Raw genomic sequence first — 24,645 nt, 5'->3', positions numbered from 1 at the left:
TTAACTTAGAGGATACCGAGCTTGTGAACCTAAGTCTCTAGGTGAGATATGGTAGCAAGCCGTAAAGAAGCTGAACAAGCGGTCGTTTTTTGCGAAAATTTTGCAAAAAAACCGAGCAACTTTACCAATGGATAAGCGAGAAATGGTTTATCCACTCGACTTCAGAAAGGTGTCTATTTTTAACTTAACTTCAAATGAGGTTTATTATGAAAAAGCAAGACAATATTGACGTAAGTCGTCGTGGTTTTCTAAAAAAATCATCACTTAGCTTAGCTGCCGGTGCAGGTTTTTCAACCAGTAGCACAGGGGTAGTGGGTGCATTAGCATCAACCAGTGCAAAAGCTGCTGAAATGAATGCGGTTCTAACTGCCGCTCACTGGGGACCATTAGCCGTTGTGGTTGAGAATGGAAAAGTGGTTAAATCTGATTCGGCTATTGATATTTCTGTGCCAAATGAACTGCAGCACGTTGTGGCAGATCAAGTTCACGGCGAAGCTCGTGTGAAATATCCGATGGTGCGTAAAGGCTACTTAGAAGGTAATAAAGATACAACCTTACGTGGACGTGATGAATGGGTACGAGTTTCTTGGGAGAAAGCCTTTGAATTAGTTCACGGAGGAATAAAATCAGCCCGCGATACACACGGTGCAACCAGTATTTTTGCAGGTTCTTATGGTTGGTATAGCTCTGGTTCATTACACGCAGCTCGTACATTATTACATCGCTATATGAACTTAACCGGTGGTTTTGTTGGAGTAAAAGGAGATTATTCGACCGGTGCAGCTCAAGTTATTATGCCACACGTGCTTGGTACTATTGAGGTATATGAGCAACAAACCAGCTGGGAGGTTTTACTTGAAAGTAGCGATATTATCGTGCTTTGGTCAGCAAACCCATTAACAACACTACGCAATGCGTGGACATCAACCGATCAACAAGGTATTGAATATTTCAAAAAATTCAAAGAAACAGGTAAACGCATTATCTGTATTACCCCTGAACGTAATGAATCGGCTCAATATCTAAATGCAGAATGGATACCGGTGAATACAGGTACTGACGTTGCATTAATGTTAGGTATTGCACATACTTTAGTAAGTGAAGATAAACACGATAAAGCGTTTTTGAAAAAATACACTGCCGGCTATGATAAATTCGAAGAGTATTTACTAGGTAAAAACGATAACCAACCGAAAGATGCCGAATGGGCTGCCAAAATTTGTGGTGTATCCGCAGAAAAAATTAAACAATTAGCCACTGATTTCTCATCAAAACGCACGATGTTAATGGGTGGTTGGGGTATGCAACGCCAAAGACACGGTGAACAAACTCACTGGATGTTAGTTACTCTTGCTTCAATGTTAGGGCAAATCGGATTACCGGGAGGCGGTTTCGGTTTAAGTTACCACTATGCAAATGGCGGTGTGCCAACAGCAACCGGTGGTATTGTTGGGGCAATTTCAGCTAATGCAGGCGGCGATGTGGGCGAAAAAACGTGGTTAGATGATACTTCAAAAGCCTCTTTCCCATTAGCTCGTATTTCTGATGCGTTACTGAACCCGGGTAAAACCATTCAATATAACGGAACAGAAATTACTTATCCGGATATCAAAGTCATTTACTGGGCAGGTGGTAATCCATTAGTTCATCATCAAGATACGAATACGATGGTAAAAGCGTGGCAAAAACCGGATTTGATTGTCGTAAATGAATGTTATTGGACACCAACCGCTCGTATGGCAGATATCTTATTACCGGCAACAACAAGTTACGAACGTAATGACTTAACAATGTCGGGCGACTATTCAATGATGAATATTTTCCCAATGAAACAGGTGGTTGAACCACAATTTGAAGCGAAAAGTGATTACGATATTTTTGCAGAGCTTTCTAAACGTGCCGGTGTAGAAGATAAATTTACCGAAGGTAAATCGGAAATGGATTGGCTCAAAGGTTTCTACCAATCTGCCTTTGATGCAGCCCGCAAAAACAGAGTTATTATGCCGAATTTCGATAAATTCTGGACAGAAAATAAACCTGTTACCTTTAAAGTAAGTGATAAAGCGAAAAAATGGGTACGTTATGAAGAATTCCGCAACGATCCATTACTCAATCCACTCGGTACACCGTCAGGTAAAATTGAGATCTTCTCTGATGTTGTTGCAAAAATGAACTATGATGACTGTAAAGGACACCCAACTTGGATGGAACCGGAAGAGTATGCAGGTAATGTAACCGCTGAAGCACCGTTGGCGTTAGTTACACCACACCCATACTACCGTTTACACAGTCAGCTGGCTCATACCTCTCTGCGTAGTAAATATACGGTAAATGATCGTGAGCCTGTTTTAATTCACAAAGATGATGCAGCAGCTCGAGGCATTGCTGATGGCGATATTGTGCGTGTATTTAACGCTCGCGGTCAGGTTCTTGCCGGGGCAGTCGTAACCGACGGTATTATCAAAGGAACAGTTGCTATTCACGAAGGGGCTTGGTATGACCCGACAGATGCAGGTCAAAGCGAAAAACCATTATGTAAGTTTGGTTGCCCTAACGTGCTAACTCGTGATGAAGGCACATCAAAACTGGCACAGGGTAACTCTCCAAATACTGCAATAGTGCAAGTTGAGAAATTCACCGGCGAAGCACCGGAAGTAACAGTCTTTAAAGAGCCTAAATATACAGAGGCTTAATAGCGAAAAAAAGCACAGAGTTTAAACTCTGTGCTTTTTTGCTTACAAGCGGTGATATTTCTTCAATTTTTTGCAAATCTTTCTATTTTTTTGACCGCTTGTTACAATAATGCACTTTTATTTTTTCAGGTGTATTTTATGACAACCCTTACTTGGTACGGCAAAGAAGAAGCCGTAAAAAAAGCCAAACAAACCCCATATTGTCTATTGCGTGAGTTGCCGGATTTTTCGCATAATATTGCCCGACAGCCGACAGCCGACAGCCGACAGCCGACAGCCGACAGCCGACAGCCGACAGCCGACAGCCGACAGCCGACAGCCGACAGCTCAGCTTCTGCTGAAACCTTATCTAATGTCAAGCAAAATTTAATTATTCAAGGCGATAATTTATCGGCTTTGAAAGCCCTTTTGCCCTTTTATGCCGGGCAAGTCAAATGTATTTTTATTGATCCTCCCTATAATACAAAATCTGCCTTTACCCACTACGATGATAATTTAGAGCATTCCGTTTGGCTTTCAATGATGTATCCACGCCTTGAAATTCTGCGAGAGTTACTTGCCGAAGATGGCTCAATTTGGATCACCCTTGATGATAACGAAAGCCACTATTTAAAAATTATGCTTGATGAAATTTTTGGACGAAAAAATTTTGTAGCGAATGTGGTGTGGCAGAAGAAATCTTCTCCATCAAATGATGCAAGATGGATATCTGATAATCACGACCATATTTTATGCTTCGCTAAGAATAAAGAAAGATGGAGACCAATCAAACTGGAAAGAACTGAGGAGCAGAATTCTATTTATAATAAATCAGATGAATTTGACGGAATAGATAGCGATGGAAATATTTATGGTCGTGGAACGTGGTTTGCAGGAGATATGACTGTTAAAACGGTTAGTGAAAATTCTTTATATGAGATTACAACACCATCGGGTAAGAAAGTTAAACCTGCTGCAGGCAGAGCTTGGGTTTATTCGGAAGAAAAATTTTTAGAATTATTAGCTGATCATAGAATTACATTTGGTAAAAGTGGTAGTAATAAACCTTGTATCAAACGGTTTTTATGTGAAGTAGAGGAATCAAAAATTGTTCCAAAATCCGTTTGGTTATATGAAGAAGTAGGTGAAAATCGTAATGCTAGACAAGAAGTGAAGAAATTTAACCTTGAAGATCCGTTTTCTACCCCAAAACCTGAAGCACTCTTACAAAGAATCCTATATCTAGCCACTAACGAAAACGATCTCGTCCTCGATAGTTTTCTTGGCTCAGGTACAACCGCAGCGGTTGCTCATAAAATGAACCGTCGTTATATCGGTATTGAGATTGGCGAACACGCTAAAACCCACGTAGTACCTCGTTTGAAAAAAGTGATTGAGGGAGAACAAGGTGGTATTTCAAAAGCGGTAGGTTGGCAAGGTGGCGGATCGTTTCGCTTTTGTGAATTAGGCGAGGAAGTATTTGATGCATTCGGTTCACTTAATCCGAACATTCGTTTTGAAGATTTAGCTGCTCATATTTGGTACTTGGAAAATCATTTCCCTTTGCAAAAAAATACCGAAAAATCACCGCTTGTCGGTACTTTCAACGGTAAAGCCTACTATTTGTTATATAACGGAATTTTAGGCGATAAACGTCCGCAGAGCGGTAATGTGCTGACACGGAAATTAATGGCAGAGTTGCCATACTTTGCTGAATTTATGCAACAGGGAATGGATATTGTGGTATATGGTGAAGCGTGTCGTTTAGGAGAGGCACAGTTAGCTGAAAAGAAAATTACATTTAAACAAATTCCGTATGATGTAACGGCTCGTTAATAGTGGGAGAAAAAATGAAATTAAAAAATTACCAAAATGAGGCATTAAACCGTGTCAGCCACTATTTTTCGGCTTGCTTGCAATCTGATGCAAAAACTGCTTTTAGCCAAATCCAACCTGAATATAGTTATAAAATCCCAAGTGAGCACAATAATTTGCGTGATGTACCTTATGTTTGTGTACGAATTCCAACGGGTGGCGGTAAAACATTGTTAGCCTCGCATAGTATTGCCCGTATTGCAAAGCAGTATTTGGATTGCGATTTTCCTGTTACTTTGTGGCTAGTGCCTTCTCGCACCATTAAAACCCAAACTGCAGAAGCGTTGAAAAATCCGCAACACCCTTACCGTGCGGCACTTGATAAAACCTTTAACCGAGAAGTTATTGTTATTGAGTCTGAAGATTTTGATTTACTTCGCCCACAAGATTTTGGCAATAAGGCGATTGTAATCGTTTCTACTATTCAAAACTTTCGAGTAGAAAATCAAGATGGGCGAAAAATTTATGCCTTTAATGAAAAATTAACGGCTCATTTTGAGCGTTTACCAATCCATATTCAGACAAATTTAGAAAAAATTTCAATAACAGATCTACAAGAAAACGGTTTAACTGCCAAACAAGCGGGCAAAATTAAGTGTTCTTTTGCAAATTTGTTGCGAGCTTATCAACCTTTAGTCATTGTTGATGAAGCTCATAACGCTCGGACTTCGCTCTCTTTTGATGTGTTATCTCAACTTTCCCCGGCGGCTATTTTAGAATTTACTGCTACACCAAACACGGATAGAAAAACAGGGAGTAATGTGTTGTATCACGTTTCGGCAAGTCATCTAAAAGCAGAAGAGATGATCAAATTACCGATTGTGCTGACCGAACATCACAACTGGCAACAAGCAATAGATGGAGCAGTAATTAACAGAGGGGCATTAGCACAAAAAGCACAGTATGAGAGCGATTATGTTCGTCCGCTCGTGTTATTTCAAGCTGAGCCGAAAAACGGCAAAATGGGGTTTGAAGCATTAGAAGTAGCTGAAATGCTGCGGATTCCGCAACAAGAAAATTGGATTAGTGAAAATGAAGGGGATTTATTCTATACACCGACAACGGTTTTAGCATTAACGCAACTTCCTATAATGACGGATTTAAGTGAAGCAGAACGATCTCAACTCAAAATTACCGAGCAAGAAGGTAGCATTTTAGTGCAAGTAAAAGGTAATTTAAGTGAAAAGTTAGAAAAAGCGTTGATCCAAACTGCAACCGGTAAGAAAAAAGAACAAATTGAGCAACAATTACAAATTCACCAAAATAGAGTTGAAATATTGGCTTCTCCTGCCGAAAAAGGTGAAATATTTAAAGTAATACCTCAACTTTGTATGAATATTCAAGGCGAGTTAGATTTAGCTGATTCACAAGTTCTATTAGATTACCAAAGTTGGAATTTATTGGATTACCCAGCTAAACTTGATGGTTTTAGATTACAAGAGAATAGCCAAAGTTTTGAAATTGATGTGGAAGATAAACGGGTTTCTTACCATTTTAATCAACAACAACTTAGTTTTTCTGATGATTGGCTGGAACTAACCGAGCAAGATTTTATCCGTTGGTTGGATAAACAAGTGCGTTTAACTGATATTCCTCAACCTATAATGTTAAGATTTTTGCAATTATTGATTTCAGATTTACTGAAAAATGTAGAAATCACTTTAACTCAGTTAGTTCAACATAAATTTGCACTGGCTCGTGCGATTTCCGATTTGATTAATCGTTATCGGGCATTAGCTCAAAAAAATTGCTATCAACAAACGCTATTTGGTGATAATGAAGAAGTAGAAATCTGCTTAAATGAGCAGTATCAATTTAGTTTTACACCAGAAAAACTAGCACCACAACCGCCTTTTTATGTAGGACGTTACAAATTCAACAAACACTATTTTGCTCAAATTGAAGATTTGAAAGCAAGCGGGGAAGAATTTGATTGTGCTGTTGCAATTGACTCGTTGCCTCAAGTGAAATATTGGGTAAGAAATCCAGTAAAAAGAGGGTTTTCTTTACCATTAGCTCATCAGAATTTTTATCCTGATTTTATTGTAGAGCTTATTGATGGTCGAATTTTAATTGTGGAATATAAAGGGGAACAATTAAAAAGTAATGAAGATTCTAAAGAAAAAGCCTTAATTGGCAATCTTTGGGAGAAATTAAGTCAAAGAAAAGGCTTATTTATTATGGCTGTAAAAAGCGATGAAAATGGTCAAGATGTTAGAACACAGCTGCTAAATAAATTAGCCTGATTTGCAAATTTTATGCAAAATATAACCGCTTGTAGAAACAAGCGGTTAAAATTTCTCAATTTTTCGCAAATCTTATGATTTATCCATTGCTTCAAAATCACGTTTGGTTTCGCCTGTATAGATTTGGCGAGGGCGGACAATCTTGATATTGCCTTGTAGATACATCTCTTTCCAGTGAGCAATCCAACCAACGGTTCTTGCCAACGCAAACATTACGGTAAACATTGAGGTTGGAATACCGATTGCTTTGAGTACGATACCGGAGTAGAAGTCCACATTCGGATAAAGTTTATGTTCGATAAAGTACGGATCACTTAACGCAATACGCTCTAACTCCAATGCCACTTCAAACAATGGATTATCAATATTGAGTTCTTTCAATACTTCGTGGCAGGTTTCACGCATCACTTTCGCACGCGGGTCGTAGTTTTTATATACGCGATGCCCAAAGCCCATTAAACGGAATGGATCGTTTTTATCTTTCGCACGGGCAATAAATTCAGGAATACGATCAACTGTACCAATTTCTTCTAACATATTGATACAGGCTTCATTCGCCCCACCGTGTGCAGGTCCCCAAAGTGAAGCGATACCGGCTGCAATACAAGCAAACGGGTTTGCACCGGAAGATGCAGCGGTACGCACTGTAGAGGTAGATGCATTTTGTTCGTGGTCAGCATGTAAAATGAAAATTCGGTCTAACGCACGTTCTAATACAGGATTTACTTCATAAGGTTCACAAGGGGTTGCAAACATCATATATAAGAAGTTGCCTGCATAAGATAAGTGGTTTTGTGGGAACATAAACGGCTGACCGATGGAATATTTATAACACATCGCAGCAAGGGTTGGGATTTTAGCTAACAGACGAACTGCGGTGAGTTCACGGTGGGCTTGATTATTAACATCGATAGAGTCGTGGTAGAAGGCGGCTAATGCACCACTTACCCCGCACATGACGGCCATTGGGTGAGAATCTCGACGGAAACCTGAGAAGAATTTGGTAAGCTGCTCGTGTACCAGAGTATGTTTTTTGATAAGTTGAACAAAGTCTTTATATTCTTCTTTAGTTGGACGCTCGCCAAATAAGAGCATATAACCTACTTCTAAATAGTCAGAATGTTTTACCAGTTGGTCAATCGGGTAGCCTCGATAAAGTAAAACCCCTTCATCGCCATCTACATAGGTAATATTTGATTCACAAACGGCAGTTGAAACTAAACCAGGATCGTAAGCAAATAGTCTATGCTTTAAAAAAGGCTGAATATCAACGTTTTGATATCCCAGCGATCCTTTTTTCATCTCGAGTTCAATTTTTTCACCAGTCTCTAATGTTAATGTTGCTGTTGACATATATGCTCCTTTTTTATTTAGGTTTGCCAATAAACTAGATGATTTTTAACAGAATAACAATATTTTTTTATAATTCATTCACAAAATGTGCGTTGGATCACAAATCTTAATTTAGAGAAATTCTCTTTATTTACATTTATATATTTACTGTTTATAGTTGATTTGTTATTAAACTGTAAATTTCATTTTTCGTCATTCGAGGGGGAGAAAATGCCTACACAAGTCCAAATTCCACAAGGCGAAACCATTCAACTGAACCAAGACGGTTCTTTGCAAGTTCCTGATAATCCTATTATTCCTTTTATTGAAGGCGACGGCATTGGCATTGATGTTACCCCTGCAATGAAAGCTGTGTTAGATGCTGCGGTTGAAAAAGCCTATCAAGGCAAGCGTAAAATTTCATGGATGGAGATTTATGCAGGGGAAAAAGCAAACAAACTTTATGGCGAAAATACCTGGTTACCTGATGAAACAATGGAGTTGATCCGTGAATATCATGTCGCCATCAAAGGCCCACTAATGACCCCGGTTGGCGGTGGTATTCGTTCATTAAATGTGGCAATGCGTCAAGGTTTAGATTTATACAACTGCTTACGCCCAATTCGTTATTATGACGGCACGCCAAGCCCGGTGAAGCATCCAGAACTGATCGACATGGTGATTTTCCGTGAAAACTCGGAAGATATTTACGCTGGTGTTGAATGGAAAGCCGGTTCGCCTGAAGCTGAAAAAGTGATTCAATTCTTACAACAAGAAATGGGCGTGAAGAAAATCCGCTTTACCGAAGATTGTGGTATCGGCATCAAACCTGTTTCGAAAGAAGGCACGCAGCGTTTAGTGCGTGCAGCGTTGCAATATGTAATTGATAATAACCGTAAATCGCTCACCCTTGTGCATAAAGGTAACATTATGAAATTTACCGAAGGGGCATTTAAAGAGTGGGGTTATCAAGTGGCTCAAGAGTTTGGGGCAGAACTGATTGATAACGGCCCTTGGATGCGGTTAAAACACCCGAAAACAGGCGAAGAGATCATTATTAAAGATTCTATCGCAGACGCATTTTTACAAGAAATTTTATTACACCCGGCCGAATATGATGTGATTGCTACACTCAACTTAAACGGCGACTACATTTCAGACGCCTTAGCAGCACAAGTTGGCGGCATTGGGATTTCACCGGGGGCAAATATTGGTTTGGAAGCGGCAATTTTTGAGGCAACACACGGTACGGCTCCAAAAATCGCAGGTCAAAACAAAGGCAATCCGGGTTCTTTAATTTTAAGTGGGGAAATGATGTTACGTCATTTAGGTTGGACTGAAGCGGCAGACTTAGTGGTGAATGCGGTTTCCAAAACCATCGCTAACAAAACCGTCACCTTTGACTTTGCGGAAATGCTGGAGGGGGCCACCTTACGCTCAACTTCAGAATTTGCTCAAGACATTATTGCCAATATGTAAACACACAACTACAAAAGAGGCAAATTATGGCTGACTTTCTACAATCCTATCAACAACACGTTGATGAGCGTGCGGCACAAGGTGTCGCACCGCAACCGTTAAACGCAGAGCAGACCGCTCAACTGGTTGAATTATTAAAAAATCCGGCACCTGAACAAGCGGTCTTTTTATTGGAACTTTTTGAAAATCGTATTCCTGCAGGGGTAGATGAAGCGGCTTATGTAAAAGCGGCATTTCTTGCGGATCTCGCCAAAGGCAGCAGTTCATCACCGGTTATTTCAGCTGCTCACGCTGTGAAATTATTAGGCACAATGCAAGGCGGTTATAATATTGAACCGCTACTTGAAGCGTTAGATAACCCAGAGCTTGCCCCGATTGCGGTGGATGCCTTATCCAAAACTCTGTTAATGTTTGATAATTTCCACGATGTGAAAGAGCGGGCAGACAACGGAAACGCCTTTGCTAAACAGGTGTTGGAATCGTGGGCGAATGCCGAGTGGTTTATTTCTCGCCCGAAATTAGCGGAAAAAATTACGGTTACCGTATTTAAAGTGACCGGTGAAACTAACACAGATGACCTTTCTCCAGCCCAAGATGCTTGGTCTCGCCCAGACATTCCACTCCACGCCCTCGCAATGCTCAAAAATGAGCGTGAAGGCATCTCCCCAGACCAAAACGGTCATATTGGCCCGATTAAACAGCTTGAAGCATTAAAAGAAAAAGGTTTCCCATTAGCTTATGTGGGTGATGTAGTCGGCACTGGCTCGTCTCGAAAATCGGCAACCAACTCCGTGCTTTGGTTTATGGGCGAAGATATTCCATACATTCCAAACAAACGTGCTGGCGGTATTGTGTTAGGCGGAAAAATCGCACCGATTTTCTTCAACACCCTTGAAGATGCGGGTTCTTTGCCAATTGAAGTGGATGTGACCAACCTCAATATGGGCGATGTGATCGATATTTACCCATATCAAGGCAAAATTTGTAAGCACAATTCTGACGAAGTATTAGCGGAATTTAGCTTGAAAACCGATGTATTACTTGATGAAGTGCGAGCAGGCGGCCGTATTCCATTGATTATCGGGCGTGGTTTAACCCACAAAGCAAGAGTTGCACTAGGCTTGCCTGAAAGCGATGTATTTGTGAAACCGGTTTCCGTATCAGAAAGCGACAAAGGCTACACCTTGGCTCAAAAAATGGTAGGGCATGCGTGCGGCGTTGAGGGGGTTCGTCCGGGGCAATATTGCGAACCGATTATGACCTCTGTCGGCTCACAAGACACCACCGGCCCGATGACCCGTGATGAATTGAAAGATCTTGCCTGCTTGGGCTTCTCGGCAGATTTAGTCATGCAATCTTTCTGTCACACGGCGGCGTATCCAAAACCGATTGACGTTGTGACTCACCACACCTTGCCGGATTTCATTATGAACCGTGGCGGTATTTCGCTTCGTCCGGGCGATGGCGTAATCCACTCGTGGTTAAACCGTATGCTATTACCTGATACCGTTGGAACCGGTGGCGATTCCCACACTCGCTTCCCAATTGGTATTTCATTCCCGGCAGGTTCCGGCTTGGTTGCCTTTGCTGCGGCAACGGGCGTAATGCCGCTGGATATGCCGGAATCGGTGCTGGTTCGCTTCTCAGGTACAATGCAACCGGGCATTACCTTGCGTGATTTAGTCCACGCTATTCCTTATTATGCCATCCAACAAGGCTTATTAACCGTTGAGAAAAAAGGCAAGAAAAACATTTTCTCAGGGCGTATTTTAGAGATTGAAGGCTTAGAAAATCTCAAAATTGAACAAGCCTTTGAGCTTTCCGATGCCTCAGCTGAACGTTCTGCAGCGGCGTGTACGATTAAACTTAACAAAGAGCCGATTATTGAATACCTCAACTCAAACATTACCTTGTTGAAATGGATGATTGCAGAGGGCTATGGCGACAAACGTACTCTTGAACGCCGCATTAGCGGAATGCAAGCGTGGTTGGATAATCCACAATTGTTGGAAGCCGATGCAAATGCAGAATATGCAGCGGTGATCGACATCAATTTAGACGAGATCAAAGAGCCGATTTTATGTGCTCCGAACGACCCTGACGATGCCCGCTTACTTTCTGAAGTGCAAGGCGATAAAATCGATGAAGTCTTTATCGGTTCTTGTATGACCAACATCGGACATTTCCGTGCGGCAGGGAAATTATTAAGCCAAGCAAAAGGGGAGATTCCAACCAAATTATGGATTGCCCCACCAACCAAAATGGACGCAGGTTTGCTCACTGAAGAGGGCTACTACGGCATTTACGGCAAGAGCGGTGCAAGGGTAGAAATGCCGGGCTGCTCACTCTGTATGGGCAACCAAGCCCGAGTTGCAAACAACGCAACGGTGGTTTCAACTTCAACCCGAAACTTCCCGAACCGTTTAGGACAAGGGGCAAACGTCTATTTGGCTTCAGCCGAGTTAGCGGCAGTTTCTGCATTACTAGGCAAACTCCCAACACCGGCAGAATACCTCGAATATGCGAATAACCTGCAAGCTAACAAAGATGACATCTACCGCTATATGAACTTTGACCAAATCAACAGTTATGTGAAAAAAGCGGACAATGTGATTGTACAAACTGCGGTATAATCCCTTCATTAAAGTAATAATCCGACCCTATGGTCGGATTATTTTTACTTCCCAAACACCCTTTTGCAAAATTCCTCACAAATTTAACCGCTTGTCAGACCTCAACCCGTTTTCCGATGTCTTTTAGCTCGGAGAATTTTTCCACTAATCTTGGCATATCATCGAGTGAAAAGGCGAAAGCCCAAAGGTAAGTCAGCACCGCATAAATATGGCCTGCGGAGACATTTTCTCGCAAGCTGAGCATTGCCAGCGTTTAGCCAAAAGCACGCAAAGTGAAATGCCGATAAGCAGGAAACTCAAGGCTTCACGGTTAGAAATAGCGATGCGTAACTTTGCTAGCAAGCCGTAATGCTTGACGAGCCGTTGACTTTCTCCGTATTCAATCACGGCAACTTCATTTTCCAAGCGATTATTGAGCTTGAAATAGAGGTGGTCATTCATTCGCATATAGTGAGGCAGAATGGCAACCCAGCCAAGCAAAATGCCTAGAGCCAATAGCCCAGACCAAAATTCAATCACCAATAACATCACCACCGAACCGACAATATTAAAAACAGCGGTAATCAGCATTGGTAAATGTTCCTCAAAGAAATCGACAAATTGCCGTGCTAGAGCAGCGTGAGCCGTAGCAGAAGAGGTGCTGCCTTTTAAGTAGCGCATTCACCGCAAGATCGGCGTAAATCCGCACAAATACCCGAGTATCCACCGCTCGCCGAGCTGATCCCACCGACCAAATGGCAAACACCATCACCGCATAGAGCAACGCCAGCCAAACATTGTGGTTCATCACGGCATTTACCGCCAGCCCACCGACTAACGGATAGAGCAACAGCAGCAAATTCTCCACGCCCACAAGGGAAAAGTACCAGATAATTTTTTGCGATTTTCTAACGCAATTTGTTTTAATGTCCCGAATACGTTCTGGGAAAAAGAGTTTTCGGTTGTTATTTTTACTTTGTATGAGAAAAATAGCGAATTCTAATCACTTAAATAGAGAAGGCAAGACAAGCGGTCAAATTTTTGCAAAACATTGCAATTTTTCTACCGCTTGTCGTTGCAAGTTCTGCTGCAATCCAGTAAATTCCGCTCTAATTTAGCAAACACAAAGGCGATTTAAATGAATACACAATTTGAGAAAGGGAAGTTTGTTTTCCTTGATAAACCTGACAATACGATTACCACCGCAGCCCACTGGGGAGCGTTGAATGTGACGGTGGAAAACGGCAGAGTAACAAAATCGGAGGGCAGTTTAGCGAAAAATCATCAAAACGAACTGCAAGATGTGGTGGCGGATCAGCTTTATAGCTCGGTTCGAGTGAAGTATCCGATGGTGCGTAAAGGCTACTTAGAGGGCAACCCTGACACCACCTTGCGTGGGCGTGATGAGTGGGTGCGAATCTCTTGGAACAAAGCCTTTGATTTGGTTGCAAACGACATTCAGCGAATACGTGAGCAATATGGCAGCGAGGCGATTTTCGGTGGCTCTTACGGCTGGTATAGTTGTGGCTATCTGCACGCTTCTCGCACGCTTTTGCAACGCTATTTGAACGTGACCGGCGGTTTTATCAACACAAGAGGCGATTATTCCACCGGTGCGGTGCAGGTGATTATGCCGCACGTTTTGGGCAATATTGAGGTTTACTCCCAGCAAACCAGTTGGCACACCATTGTGGAAAGTACCGAATTGTTGGTGATTTGGTCATCTAATCCGCTCAATACGCTTCGTATTGCGTGGACTTCCGCCGACCCGGAAGGTATTGATTACCTCGCCAAGCTCAAAGCCAGCGGTAAACGCATTATCTGCATTGACCCGGTGAAGAGCGAAACCTGCCAATTTTTGGAAGCAGAGTGGTTGCCGATTAACACTGGCACGGACGTTGCCTTGATGTTGGGGATTGCCCATACATTAATTAGCGAAAACCTGCACGATCACGACTTTTTAGCGAAATATACTGTCGGTTTCGAGACATTTAGCGACTATGTGCTTGGTAAAACCGACAACCAGCCAAAAACGGCTGAATGGGCGAGCCAAATTTGCGGCATTTCAACAGACACAATCCAAGCATTAGCCCACGCTTTTGTGGCAAACCGCACAATGTTAATGTCAGGCTGGGGCTTGCAACGTTTACAACACGGTGAGCAGAGCCATTGGGCATTAGTGACGTTGGCCGCAATGCTTGGGCAAATCGGCTTACCGGGCGGTGGCTTTGGGCTGAATTATCGCTATTCCACGGACGGCTTAGATCTCAATTCAGGCGTGCGAATGGGGATGATCAACGCTGGTAAACCAAACCCCGCAATGCCGTTTTTTCCGGTAGCTCGCATTGCCGATGCCTTGCTCAAGCCAAATCAGCCGTTTGAATACAACGGACAGATGTTGCATTACCCGAACATAAAATTAGTCTATTGGGCGGGCGGTAATCCATTCGCCCACCACCCAGATACCAACTATTTAGTTAAAGCATGGCAGCAGCCTGAAACCGTAATCGTAAACGAATGTTTTTGGACGCCAACCGCCCGAATGGCGGATATTGTGTTGCCTGCGACCACAAGTTACGAACGTAACGATGTCACGGTTTCTGGCGATTATGTGGTGAAAAATATCATTCCGATGAAGCAAGTTGTGCCACCGCAATTTGAAGCGAAAAATGATTACGATATTTTTGCAGAACTGGCAAAACGAGCAGGCAAAGAAGCCGAATTTACCGAAAACAAAAGCGAAATGGATTGGTTGAAAGAGTTCTACCAAATCGGCTTTGAGGCAGGGCAGAAAGCCGGCACTCCATTACCGACTTTTGAGGAGTTTTGGGCGAAAAATAGCGTATTAGCCTTTAAAGCAGAAGGGGAGAACGGCAACAACTTCGTGCGTTATCAAGGCTACCGAGCAGACCCAATCACCCACAAACTGGCTACGCCATCGGGCAAAATCGAGATTTTCTCCGAAACCGTAGCGAAAATGGGTTATGACGACTGCAAAGGCCACCCAACGTGGTTCGAGCATCAGGAATATTCAGGCAAAACCACGGTAGCCGAACCTCTGGCGTTAGTCACTCCGCACATTAAATATCGTTTGCATAGCCAGCTTGCGTACTCTTCGCTTCGCCAATATTACGAGGTCAATGGCAGAGAACCGCTGCTTATTCACACCCAAGATGCCGCTGAACGTAGCATTACAAGCGGTGATATTGTGCGAATTTTTAACAAACGAGGGCAAGTGCTGGCAGGAGCAGTGGTAACAGAGGGTATTATTCAAGGCACGGTCGCCCTTTACGAAGGCGGTTGGTATGACCCACAAGATCTCGGTTCAGACTCACCGCTGTGCAAAAACGGCAACCCGAATGTGCTGACGAGAAACGAAGGTTCTTCCAAACTTGGACAAGGCAACGCCCCAAATACCACTACTGTACAAGTTGAAAAATTTGAGGGAGAAGCTCCTAAAGTGACGGTGTTTGAAGAGCCCGTATTTAGTAGGTGTTAATACTTTCAAGCGGTGATATTTTGTAAACTTTTTGCAAAATTCCACCGCTTGTTTGTTTACATATTGTGGTATAGTAAAGCCATTTTTAATTACATTCATTTTGTCTTATGAAAAACAAATTTATCACCATTGCCGCATTCAGTGGCTTATTTACTGTGGCATTTGGGGCATTTGCCAGCCACGCATTATCTCACCAGTTAGAACCTAAAGCCTTAGAGTGGATCGACATCGGCATTAAATACCAAATGTTCCACACCCTTGCTATTCTTGCTTTGGGCTTATTCCAAATTGTAAATTCGGTGCAAAATCCGCCCGCTTGCAGAGCAAAAGCGTTCGATATCATTGGCGGTAGCTGGGCGTTAGGCATTCTACTTTTCAGCGGAAATCTATATTTGAGAGCCTTAGATGTGCCGACAATTCATTGGCTAACTCCAATCGGTGGGCTGAGCTTTATGCTAGGCTGGGCAGCGTTAATTTATATCAGTGTGAGAAGTCGAAATGTTCAATAAATTAGCCTTATATTGCCGTGCCGGTTTTGAAAAAGAGGTGGCTGGCGAAATCAGCGATAAAGCCGCTCAACTTGGAATTTTTGGTTTTGCTAACCTCAAAGAAAACAGCGGTTATGTGATTTTTGAATGCTACCAAGCAGGGGAGGCGGATAAATTAGCCCAAGAGTTAAAATTTGAGCAGTTGATCTTTGTTCGCCAAATGGTTGTAGTAGGCGATTTGCTACAAAGTTTACCCGAAAATGACCGAATTTCGCCGATATTAGCACGATATGCCGAGTTAAACCCTCGCAACAGTTCAGACATTTTTGTGGAAACACCAGATACAAATGAAGCCAAAGAATTACTCACGTTCTGCCGAAAATTTACTGTTCCGCTGCGTTCTGCGTTGAAAAAGCAAGGTTGGCTAGGTAAATCTGAAACCGCAAAGGGCAGTGTGAGCTTGCATATTCTGTTTGTTCGCTCAGGGGCGTGCTATGTGGGTTACGCCTATAATCACAACAAATCGCCGTTTTTTATGGGAATCCCTCGTTTAAAATTCCCAGCAGAAGCCCCAAGCCGTTCAACCCTAAAACTGGAAGAAGCAATTTTGACCTTTATTCCGCAAGCAGAGGAGAAAAAACGCTTTAACGACACAATGACCGGTGTCGATCTCGGGGCTTGCCCGGGCGGTTGGACCTATCAGCTCGTGAAACGAGGCGTATTTGTGTATGCGGTCGATCACGGCAAAATGGCAGCGAGTTTGCACGATACCGGGCGAATTGAACATTGCCCCGAAGATGGTTTTAAATTCCAACCACCCAAACGCAAGCAAGTGGATTGGCTGGTGTGTGATATGGTAGAGCAGCCAATTCGTATTGCTAAATTAATCGCCAAATGGCTGATTAACGGCTGGTGTCGGGAAACGATTTTCAACCTAAAATTGCCGATGAAAAAGCGTTATCAAGAAGTGCAGTTGTGCTTAAATTTCTTAGAAGAAGAGCTGGCAAAACACGGTTTTTGGTTCAAAATTCAAGCTAAACATTTATACCACGATAGGGAAGAGATCACTGTACATATTGTAGTGATGGGAAAATCGGAAAAACATCATTAGAAAAATCACCTGACAAGCGGTAAAATTTGCACAATTTTTTGCAAATTTCTTGTAAAATCAGACCGCTTGTAGCAGTCACACAAACACAACAAAGGAAAAAATATGACATTAAAAATTGGAATCGTAGGGGCTGGTGGCAGAATGGGTCGCCAATTAATTCAAGCTGTGAATAATGCGGAAGGCGTTGAATTGGGGGCGGCGTTTGAGCGTAAAGGCTCATCATTGGTCGGTAGCGATGCCGGCGAATTAGCCGGTGTGGGGGCGTTGGGCGTGATCGTTTCTGACGATGTGGCGAAAAATGTAGCGAATTTCGATTTGTTAATTGATTTCACACGCCCTGAAGGCACGTTAGAGCATATTGCTATTTGTGTCGAGCATAAAAAACAGATGGTAATCGGCACAACAGGTTTTGGTGATGCTGGTAAAGCAGCGATTAAAGCGGCCTCTGAAAAAATCGGTATCGTGTTTGCTTCAAACTACAGCGTGGGCGTGAATTTGGTGTTCAAACTGTTAGAAAAAGCCGCGAAAGTGATGGGCGATTATTGCGATATCGAAGTGATTGAAGCTCACCATCGCTACAAAGTGGATGCCCCGTCCGGCACAGCGTTATCAATGGGCGAACATATTGCGAAAACCCTTGGGCGTGATCTGAAAACCCACGGCGTGTTTGAGCGTAACGGCATTACCGGCGAACGTAAACGTGATGAAATTGGCTTTGCCACCATTCGTGCCGGCGATGTGGTGGGCGAGCATAGTGTTTGGTTTGCCGATGAGGGCGAGCGTGTGGAGATTGCTCACAAAGCCTCTAGCCGTATGACGTTTGCCAACGGTGCCGTGCGTGCAGCGAAATGGCTCAACAGCAAGCAAAATGGCTTGTTTGATATGACGGATGTTTTAGATTTAAATAACTTATAATTGAAGGATAATAAAAATGACAAGATTCAATAATATCGAAACCACGTTAGTGCAAATTGGCAATCGTACCGATCCTCGCACCGGTGCAGTGGCAATGCCGATCATTTTATCGACCGCTTACGGGCGTGACGGTTTGGGCGAATCGACGGGTTGGGATTACACCCGCACCAAAAACCCAACCCGTGCCGTGTTAGAGCAGGGGATTGCGGACTTGGAGGGCGGTGATGCAGGGTTCGCAATGGCATCGGGAATGGCAGCAATTCAGCTTGTAATGTCGCTTTTCAAAGCTCCAGATGAGTGGATTATTTCTAGCGATGTGTACGGTGGTTCTTACCGTTTGTTTGATTTCAGCCACAAAAACCACAGCACATTAAAGCCTGTTTATGTGAATACCGCAGATTTAGCCGCAATTGAATCAGCAATTACTCCTAATACCAAAGCCATTTTTGTGGAAACACCATCTAATCCGTTAATGGAAGAGTGCGACGTGGCAGCCATTTCTAAAATTGCGAAAAAGCACAATTTAATGTTGATTGTGGATAATACGTTCTTAACGCCGGCCTTATTCCGCCCGATTGAACACGGTGCAGATATTGTGGTGCATAGTGCAACCAAATACCTTTCAGGACATAACGATGTGTTGGCAGGTTTGATTGTGGCGAAAGATTCGGAAGCGACCAAAGTAAACGGTCAGAACTTAACTGAGCGTCTGTTCTATTTCCAAAACTGTGCCGGAGCGGTACTTTCGCCGTTCGATTCTTACCTTGCGGTGCGTGGAATGAAAACTTTGGCGTTGCGTATGGAACGCCATCAACACAATGCAGCGGAATTAGCGAAATTCTTGGCAGAGCAGCCGGAAATCGACAGCGTGTTATATTCAGGCAAAAGCGGTATGTTGTCGTTCCGCTTACAAAAAGAAGAATGGGTGCCAAAATTCTTAAAAGCGATTAAATTAATTACCTTTGCGGAAAGTTTAGGCGGTGCAGAGAGTTTCATCACTTACCCGGCAACCCAAACCCATATGGATATTCCAGAAGCCGAACGTATCGCACGAGGCATTACTAATACCTTATTACGTTTTTCTGTTGGTTTAGAACACGTGGAAGATATTAAAGCCGATTTATTACAAGCTTTCAAACAGCTAGGTTAATAGATTGAAAACAAGCGGTCATATTCTTTGTAAAATTTGCAAATGAATATGACCGTTTTGTTTTTATGAATTCTGAAAAAATAAGGTAAGTGAGTTCACAGAGTTATAGATTTCGTTATTTTAATACTTTATTTAACATAATATACGTTATGCGAATTTATTACTAAAAATTATTATCTTTGATTTATTCTTGTTTTGTAATAAATACTTTCCATTTTCAACTATGTTATGTTAGTCTTTGGCAATTTAAAATAACATAAGGAATTTGCTAAATGAACAGCATATTAGATAAAAAAATCAAATCTACTGCAATCCCATCACTATTATGTGATTTTTATAAAACTTCTCATAGAATACAATACCCTGAAGGTTCTCAATTTTTATACAGTACCTTTACACCTCGCAGTAATGCAAAAGCACTTTTTCTTCATCGTGTTGTTTCATTTGGTTTCCAAGCTTTTATCATGAAATATCTAATCCATTATTTTAATGATAACTTTTTCTCTCGTTCAGAGTTCGAAGTTGTTACTGAATATACAAGATTTATTGCAGATACATTACAAATTGAAGATTCTGGCGAACATATTGCACAATTACATCAATTAGGCTATTTACCAATTAGAATTAAAGCTATCCCTGAAGGTAAATCGGTTGCAATCAAAGTGCCGATGATGACTATCGAAAACACGCATCCTGATTTTTTCTGGCTCACCAATTATTTGGAAACCTTGATTAATGTTTCTCTATGGCAACCTATAACATCGGCATCTATTGCTTTTGCTTATCGTAAAGCATTAATGCAGTTTTCTGAGCAAACTTGCGATGATAATAGCCATCTACCCTTCCAATCTCACGATTTTTCAATGCGTGGAATGGGTTCTTTAGAATCAGCTGAAACCTCTGGAGCCGGACATTTAACCTCATTTTTAGGCACAGATACTATTCCTGCTATTTCATTTGTGGAAGCCTATTATGGTTCGAAAAATCTCATCGGTACGTCTATTCCTGCCTCCGAACATTCTGTAATGAGTTCGCACGGGGTTGATGAATTACCAACATTTCGCTATTTAATGAGTAAATACCCGAATAATATGCTCTCTATTGTGGCAGATACCACCGATTTTTGGCATAACATCACGGTAAATTTACCATTGCTTAAGGCGGAAATTCTAGCTCGTCCAGAATCAGCAAAAATTGTCATTCGCCCTGATAGTGGTGACTTTTTTGCCATTATTTGTGGTGATGCAACAGCTGAAACCGAACACGAACGTAAAGGCTTAATTGAATGTTTATGGGATATTTTCGGTGGAAAAATCAATAACAAAGGCTATAAAGTCCTTAATCCGCATATTGGGGCTATTTATGGCGACGGTGTAACCTATGAAAAAATGGTTAAAATTTTAGGAGGGCTAGAAGCAAAAGGTTTTGCTTCTAGCAATATTGTGTTTGGTGTAGGGGCTCAAACCTATCAACGTAATACAAGAGATACGCTTGGTTTTGCAATTAAAGCCACTTCTATCACAATTAATGGCGTTGAGAAAGCCATTTTCAAAGCCCCAAAAACTGATGATGGTTTGAAAAAATCGCAAAAAGGTCGAGTAAAAGTGATTACTTTGGAGAATTATGTTGATGGCTTAACTGCCCTTGATGATTTTTCTGATGATCTTTTAGAGGTGGTTTTTGAAAACGGTAAATTGGTTAAAGAGACCAATTTTGATGAAATCCGTCAAAATATTTCTGTTCAATTTTAACTAAAGCAAGCGGTTGAATTTTTTAAATTTTTTGCAAAATTTCTATAAATTTCAACCGCTTGTTATTTACTATTTACTTAGTTAAATCAATACGATACACCGCAAAGCCGGTTTCATCGTTTTCGATATATTCCATCGGATATTGTGCATTGTCTTTAATAAAGGCTTTTGCTTTTTCCGTTGGAGACGTTTCAAAACGAATATCCATTTTTACTGTTGAATTGATTGGTGCAATTCTCCAGTTGTTATCAGCTTTTGGACTGACTTGTCCGTGGGCTTTACTTTCTGAGCTAATATAATTTGCTAACACTTGGCGATTTTCATCAGGGGCAGCAAACACAATATGTTTATCGCCTGTACCTGGAAACTTACCGCCATAAGCTCGGTAGTTGTTAGTTACAATCAAAAACTCTTGATTTGGTTCAACAGGTTTGCCTTCAAAAGTAAGATTTACTACACGGTGTGAATTTTCGTTGATTAACTTGCATTCACCGTCATAACGAGCAGGTTGGGTTAAATCAAATTGATAATTTACGCCATCAATTACATCAAAATTGTAGGTGCGGAAGCCTGTCCAATCAAGTAAAGATTGTGGCTTATCACTCGTTGTATCAATTTGTTTGAACATTCCTGCACTGCATTCTAACCACTCTTTTAATTCTGTACCGCTGGCTTTAACCACAACTAATGTGTTTGGATAAAGGTATAAATCTGCCGCATTACGGAATGTTAATTCGCCTTTATCAACTTCTGTATAGCCTGTTGGATCATTTTTACGACCTCCCACTTTAAATGGTGCACCGGCACTTAAAATCGGCAATCCAACAAATTCTGGCAAGCCTTTTACTACATTTTCAACATAGGATTTTTGAGCTTGGTTTACAATTTGAATGGTTGGATCATCTTGAACTAACGCAAGATAGCTGTACATATTATCTGTTGCTTTACCAATCGGTTGAGCCACAAATTTACGGGTTTCTTCGTGTGTTTCTTTTAATAACGCCGCAATTTCTGGGTGGTTTTCGACCGTCGCTTTTTTCACCTCGGCGTCATAAATCGGGCGTAACTCTGCTCTGCCGTCCACAACGTCCCATTTGCCATTATGTTGAGCTAAACTTAAATCAATTACACTGATATTATTTGCCCAATAGCCTGCCATACTTTGAGGAACATTTTTCATCGTACCTTTTTCAATGTCTGCATTCGGCGATTGTGCGAATTCTTTATTTGGGAATAAACGGTGTGAATGCCCGAAAATTACTGCATCAATACCTTTTACATCAGCAAGATAAAAGGCTGAATTTTCCGCACCTTCTTGATAAGGCTCATCAGATGGCCCCGTGTGAGCAAGAGCAATAATCACATCTGCACCAGCATCTTTTAATTGAGGGACATATTTTTGTGCGGTTTTAACAATATCTCTTGCCTCAACCTGCCCTTCCAAATTTGCTTTATCCCAAACCATTACTTGAGGTGGTACAAAACCGATATAGCCGATTTTGATAGTTTGTTCTTTACCATTTTCGTCAATGACTTTTTTCTCTTGAATAAGATAAGGTGTAAAAAATGGTGAGTCTGTACCAGGCTTAACAATATTGGCATTGATGATTGGAAATTTTGCTTGTTTAATTGCATTGTCTAAATAAGCAAGTCCGTAATTAAATTCATGATTGCCAAGTGTACCTGCGTCATATTGCATTGCATTTAATGCCATAATAGAAGGCTCTGCTCTGCCTTCTTTTGAACCTTTAGTAGATTGGTAATCTGCGATCGGATTGCCTTGAATCAAATCGCCATTATCCACCAGCACACTATTTTTCACTTCTTCTCTAGCTTGCTTAATTAAAGTTGCAGCTCGAGTAAAACCAAACTTTTCGGTTGGAGCATCCTTATAATAGTCAAAATCGGTTAAAAAACTGTGGATGTCTGTTGTTGCAATTACACGTAATGCAACTTTATTTTGCGCAGTTTTTGCAAGCGTAGAAGGTTGAGTACCTAAAATAAGCATTACGCTTGCACTAAGTTGAATAAACTTTCTTCTATTTAGCATAAATAAATCTCCAAAATGAAATAACACAAAAATGGCAAAACATTTTAAAAAAATAACCGCTTGATCGCTATCGCTTTTCAATTTTATGTCTTGTTATATCAAAATTTAGGCATATTTTTGTCTTTCTTTAAGTTCAAGCATTTATTTTAATGGCTGAAAGGTGTATCCTGTAGAGCTGTAAATACAGATGTAAAATTGTATTTTTTATTCAACGTCATTTCAAAAATAAGGTAATTTGACCATGTCTAAAAATTTAATCCTAATCCTTAACTGCGGTAGTTCATCTCTTAAATTCGCTATTTTAGATCCTAAAACTGGTGATGAGAAATTATCCGGACTTGCGGAAGCTTTTCATTTAGAAGATGCACGTATCAAATGGAAGTTAAACGGAGAAAAGGGTAATGCCGATTTAGGTGCTGGGGCAGCTCATAGCGAAGCACTTACATTTATTGCTGAAAAATTATTGTCTGATGAGTTAAAAGCAGGTATTGGCGCAATTGGCCACCGTATCGTTCACGGTGGTGAGAAATTTACATCTTCTGTTGTAATTACAGATGAAGTGATTAAAGGTATTGAAGAAGCTATTCAGTTCGCTCCATTACATAACCCGGCTCATTTAATCGGAATCAAAGAATCCTTCCGTATTTTCCCAGAATTGAAAGATAAGAATGTAGCTGTGTTTGATACAGCTTTCCACCAGACTATGCCAGAGCAAGCATATTTATATGCTCTTCCATATAATTTATATAAAGAAAATGGTATTCGCCGCTATGGTGCTCACGGTACTAGCCATTTATTTATTACATCACAAGTTGCAGAATTTGCAGGTAAATCTGTAGATGAAACTAATGTTATTGTTTGCCACTTAGGCAACGGTGGTTCAGTTTCTGTTGTGCGTAATGGTAAATGTATTGATACGTCAATGGGCTTAACGCCATTAGAAGGTTTAGTAATGGGAACTCGTTCTGGTGATCTTGATCCTGCTATTATCTTCTATCTATATAAAAATTTAGGTATGTCTATTGATCAAATTGAAGAGACGTTAGTGAAAAAATCAGGTCTTTTAGGTTTAACTCAAGTAACAAGTGATTGCCGTTACTCTGAAGACAGTTATTACGATGAGTCTAAACCTGAAGCAAAACGTGCTTTAGATGTTTATAGCTATCGTTTAGCGAAATATATCGGTTCGTATATGGCAATTTTAGGTGCAGATCACTTAGATGCTATCGCATTCACAGGTGGTATTGGCGAAAATTCAGGTCTAGTGCGTGAATTAACCTTAAATCACTTAAAATTATTTGGTATCAAATTGGATAAAGAGCGTAACCTAGCAGCTCGCTTTGGTAAAGATGGGGTAATTACAACTGATGACTCAGCATTCAAAGCTGTTGTAATCCCAACTAACGAAGAATTAGTCATTGCACAAGATACCGCTAAATTAGCACTATAATGATTTACAGGGGCA

The 24,645-nt window shown here is 41.4% G+C and carries 14 protein-coding genes, 1 pseudogene and 1 riboswitch; of the genes and pseudogenes, 12 read left to right on the top strand and 3 right to left on the bottom strand.

Annotation, left to right across the window (positions count from 1 at the left end):
• Position 1 precedes the first annotated feature (1 nt).
• A riboswitch (molybdenum cofactor riboswitch) is annotated at positions 2 to 188 on the top strand.
• Positions 189 to 206: 18 nt separating this feature from the next.
• From torA to A6B40_RS10125, 3 genes are all read left to right on the top strand, one after another.
• Entirely contained in the window at positions 207 to 2,693 is a 2,487-nt protein-coding gene (torA, locus tag A6B40_RS01380) for a trimethylamine-N-oxide reductase TorA (RefSeq protein ID WP_176671332.1), read from the top strand.
• 138 nt (positions 2,694 to 2,831) lie between these two features.
• Positions 2,832 to 4,508, top strand: coding sequence for a site-specific DNA-methyltransferase (locus A6B40_RS01375; protein ID WP_218064530.1), 1,677 nt, complete (start codon positions 2,832 to 2,834; stop codon positions 4,506 to 4,508).
• Between the two features lie 14 nt (positions 4,509 to 4,522).
• Positions 4,523 to 6,793, top strand: a complete 2,271-nt coding sequence (locus A6B40_RS10125) for a DEAD/DEAH box helicase family protein (protein WP_176671331.1) — start codon at positions 4,523 to 4,525, stop codon at positions 6,791 to 6,793.
• A gap of 72 nt (positions 6,794 to 6,865) precedes the next feature.
• On the opposite strand, the gene A6B40_RS01365 is transcribed toward A6B40_RS10125, so the two are convergent.
• Entirely contained in the window at positions 6,866 to 8,146 is a 1,281-nt protein-coding gene (locus A6B40_RS01365; RefSeq protein WP_176671330.1) for a citrate synthase, read from the bottom strand.
• Positions 8,147 to 8,356: 210 nt separating this feature from the next.
• Here A6B40_RS01365 and icd point away from each other — a divergent pair, with 210 nt between their 5' ends.
• Entirely contained in the window at positions 8,357 to 9,604 is a 1,248-nt protein-coding gene (icd, locus tag A6B40_RS01360) for an NADP-dependent isocitrate dehydrogenase (protein ID WP_176671329.1), read from the top strand.
• 26 nt (positions 9,605 to 9,630) lie between these two features.
• Positions 9,631 to 12,237 (top strand): bifunctional aconitate hydratase 2/2-methylisocitrate dehydratase, encoded by a 2,607-nt coding sequence (acnB, locus tag A6B40_RS01355; RefSeq protein ID WP_176671328.1) that lies wholly within the window; start codon positions 9,631 to 9,633, stop codon positions 12,235 to 12,237.
• Between the two features lie 192 nt (positions 12,238 to 12,429).
• On the opposite strand, the pseudogene A6B40_RS01350 reads toward acnB, so the two are convergent.
• Positions 12,430 to 13,084 (bottom strand): annotated as a pseudogene (locus tag A6B40_RS01350) (ABC transporter six-transmembrane domain-containing protein).
• 270 nt (positions 13,085 to 13,354) lie between these two features.
• Between A6B40_RS01350 and A6B40_RS01345 the strand changes: the two are divergent.
• From A6B40_RS01345 to A6B40_RS01320, 6 genes are all read left to right on the top strand, one after another.
• A complete protein-coding gene (locus A6B40_RS01345; RefSeq protein WP_176671327.1) occupies positions 13,355 to 15,715 on the top strand; it encodes a molybdopterin guanine dinucleotide-containing S/N-oxide reductase in 2,361 nt (786 codons plus the stop codon).
• 107 nt (positions 15,716 to 15,822) lie between these two features.
• Positions 15,823 to 16,224, top strand: coding sequence for a DUF423 domain-containing protein (locus tag A6B40_RS01340; RefSeq protein ID WP_176671326.1), 402 nt, complete (start codon positions 15,823 to 15,825; stop codon positions 16,222 to 16,224).
• Positions 16,214 to 17,314 (top strand): 23S rRNA (cytidine(2498)-2'-O)-methyltransferase RlmM, encoded by a 1,101-nt coding sequence (gene rlmM, locus A6B40_RS01335; protein WP_176671325.1) that lies wholly within the window; start codon positions 16,214 to 16,216, stop codon positions 17,312 to 17,314. Before A6B40_RS01340 ends, rlmM begins: the two co-directional genes overlap by 11 nt.
• Before the next feature lie 102 nt (positions 17,315 to 17,416).
• Positions 17,417 to 18,229 carry a 4-hydroxy-tetrahydrodipicolinate reductase gene (gene dapB, locus A6B40_RS01330; protein WP_176671324.1) on the top strand — a complete coding sequence of 271 codons (813 nt, stop codon included), beginning with the start codon at positions 17,417 to 17,419 and terminating at the stop codon, positions 18,227 to 18,229.
• A gap of 16 nt (positions 18,230 to 18,245) precedes the next feature.
• Positions 18,246 to 19,379 (top strand): methionine biosynthesis PLP-dependent protein, encoded by a 1,134-nt coding sequence (locus A6B40_RS01325; protein ID WP_176671323.1) that lies wholly within the window; start codon positions 18,246 to 18,248, stop codon positions 19,377 to 19,379.
• 272 nt (positions 19,380 to 19,651) lie between these two features.
• On the top strand, positions 19,652 to 21,130 hold the full coding sequence (locus tag A6B40_RS01320) for a nicotinate phosphoribosyltransferase (protein WP_176671322.1): 1,479 nt from the start codon (positions 19,652 to 19,654) through the stop codon (positions 21,128 to 21,130).
• Between the two features lie 73 nt (positions 21,131 to 21,203).
• Here the strand turns inward: A6B40_RS01320 and cpdB are convergent, their stop codons facing one another.
• The gene (cpdB, locus tag A6B40_RS01315; RefSeq protein WP_176671321.1) at positions 21,204 to 23,180 is read right to left on the bottom strand and encodes a 2',3'-cyclic-nucleotide 2'-phosphodiesterase; all 1,977 of its coding nucleotides are present in this window, start codon (positions 23,178 to 23,180) and stop codon (positions 21,204 to 21,206) included.
• 241 nt (positions 23,181 to 23,421) lie between these two features.
• Between cpdB and A6B40_RS01310 the strand changes: the two genes are divergently transcribed.
• Positions 23,422 to 24,630, top strand: a complete 1,209-nt coding sequence (locus A6B40_RS01310; RefSeq protein WP_025217287.1) for an acetate kinase — start codon at positions 23,422 to 23,424, stop codon at positions 24,628 to 24,630.
• The last annotated feature ends 15 nt before the right edge of the window (positions 24,631 to 24,645 follow it).

The organism is Mannheimia varigena (genome assembly GCF_013377235.1).
In the GTDB taxonomy this organism is placed as follows: domain Bacteria; phylum Pseudomonadota; class Gammaproteobacteria; order Enterobacterales; family Pasteurellaceae; genus Mannheimia; species Mannheimia varigena.
Note: the sequence above shows the minus strand (reverse complement) of the source record. Positions and strands in the feature narration are given on the sequence as shown.

Bases quoted from the DNA above. Each gene is read 5' to 3' on its own strand.
- torA (WP_176671332.1), top strand. From the start codon at position 207: ATGAAAAAGCAAGACAATATTGACGTAAGTCGTCGTGGTTTTCTAAAA.
- A6B40_RS01375 (WP_218064530.1), top strand. From the start codon at position 2,832: ATGACAACCCTTACTTGGTACGGCAAAGAAGAAGCCGTAAAAAAAGCC.
- A6B40_RS10125 (WP_176671331.1), top strand. From the start codon at position 4,523: ATGAAATTAAAAAATTACCAAAATGAGGCATTAAACCGTGTCAGCCAC.
- A6B40_RS01365 (WP_176671330.1), bottom strand. From the start codon at position 8,146: ATGTCAACAGCAACATTAACATTAGAGACTGGTGAAAAAATTGAACTC.
- icd (WP_176671329.1), top strand. From the start codon at position 8,357: ATGCCTACACAAGTCCAAATTCCACAAGGCGAAACCATTCAACTGAAC.
- acnB (WP_176671328.1), top strand. From the start codon at position 9,631: ATGGCTGACTTTCTACAATCCTATCAACAACACGTTGATGAGCGTGCG.
- A6B40_RS01345 (WP_176671327.1), top strand. From the start codon at position 13,355: ATGAATACACAATTTGAGAAAGGGAAGTTTGTTTTCCTTGATAAACCT.
- A6B40_RS01340 (WP_176671326.1), top strand. From the start codon at position 15,823: ATGAAAAACAAATTTATCACCATTGCCGCATTCAGTGGCTTATTTACT.
- rlmM (WP_176671325.1), top strand. From the start codon at position 16,214: ATGTTCAATAAATTAGCCTTATATTGCCGTGCCGGTTTTGAAAAAGAG.
- dapB (WP_176671324.1), top strand. From the start codon at position 17,417: ATGACATTAAAAATTGGAATCGTAGGGGCTGGTGGCAGAATGGGTCGC.
- A6B40_RS01325 (WP_176671323.1), top strand. From the start codon at position 18,246: ATGACAAGATTCAATAATATCGAAACCACGTTAGTGCAAATTGGCAAT.
- A6B40_RS01320 (WP_176671322.1), top strand. From the start codon at position 19,652: ATGAACAGCATATTAGATAAAAAAATCAAATCTACTGCAATCCCATCA.
- cpdB (WP_176671321.1), bottom strand. From the start codon at position 23,180: ATGCTAAATAGAAGAAAGTTTATTCAACTTAGTGCAAGCGTAATGCTT.
- A6B40_RS01310 (WP_025217287.1), top strand. From the start codon at position 23,422: ATGTCTAAAAATTTAATCCTAATCCTTAACTGCGGTAGTTCATCTCTT.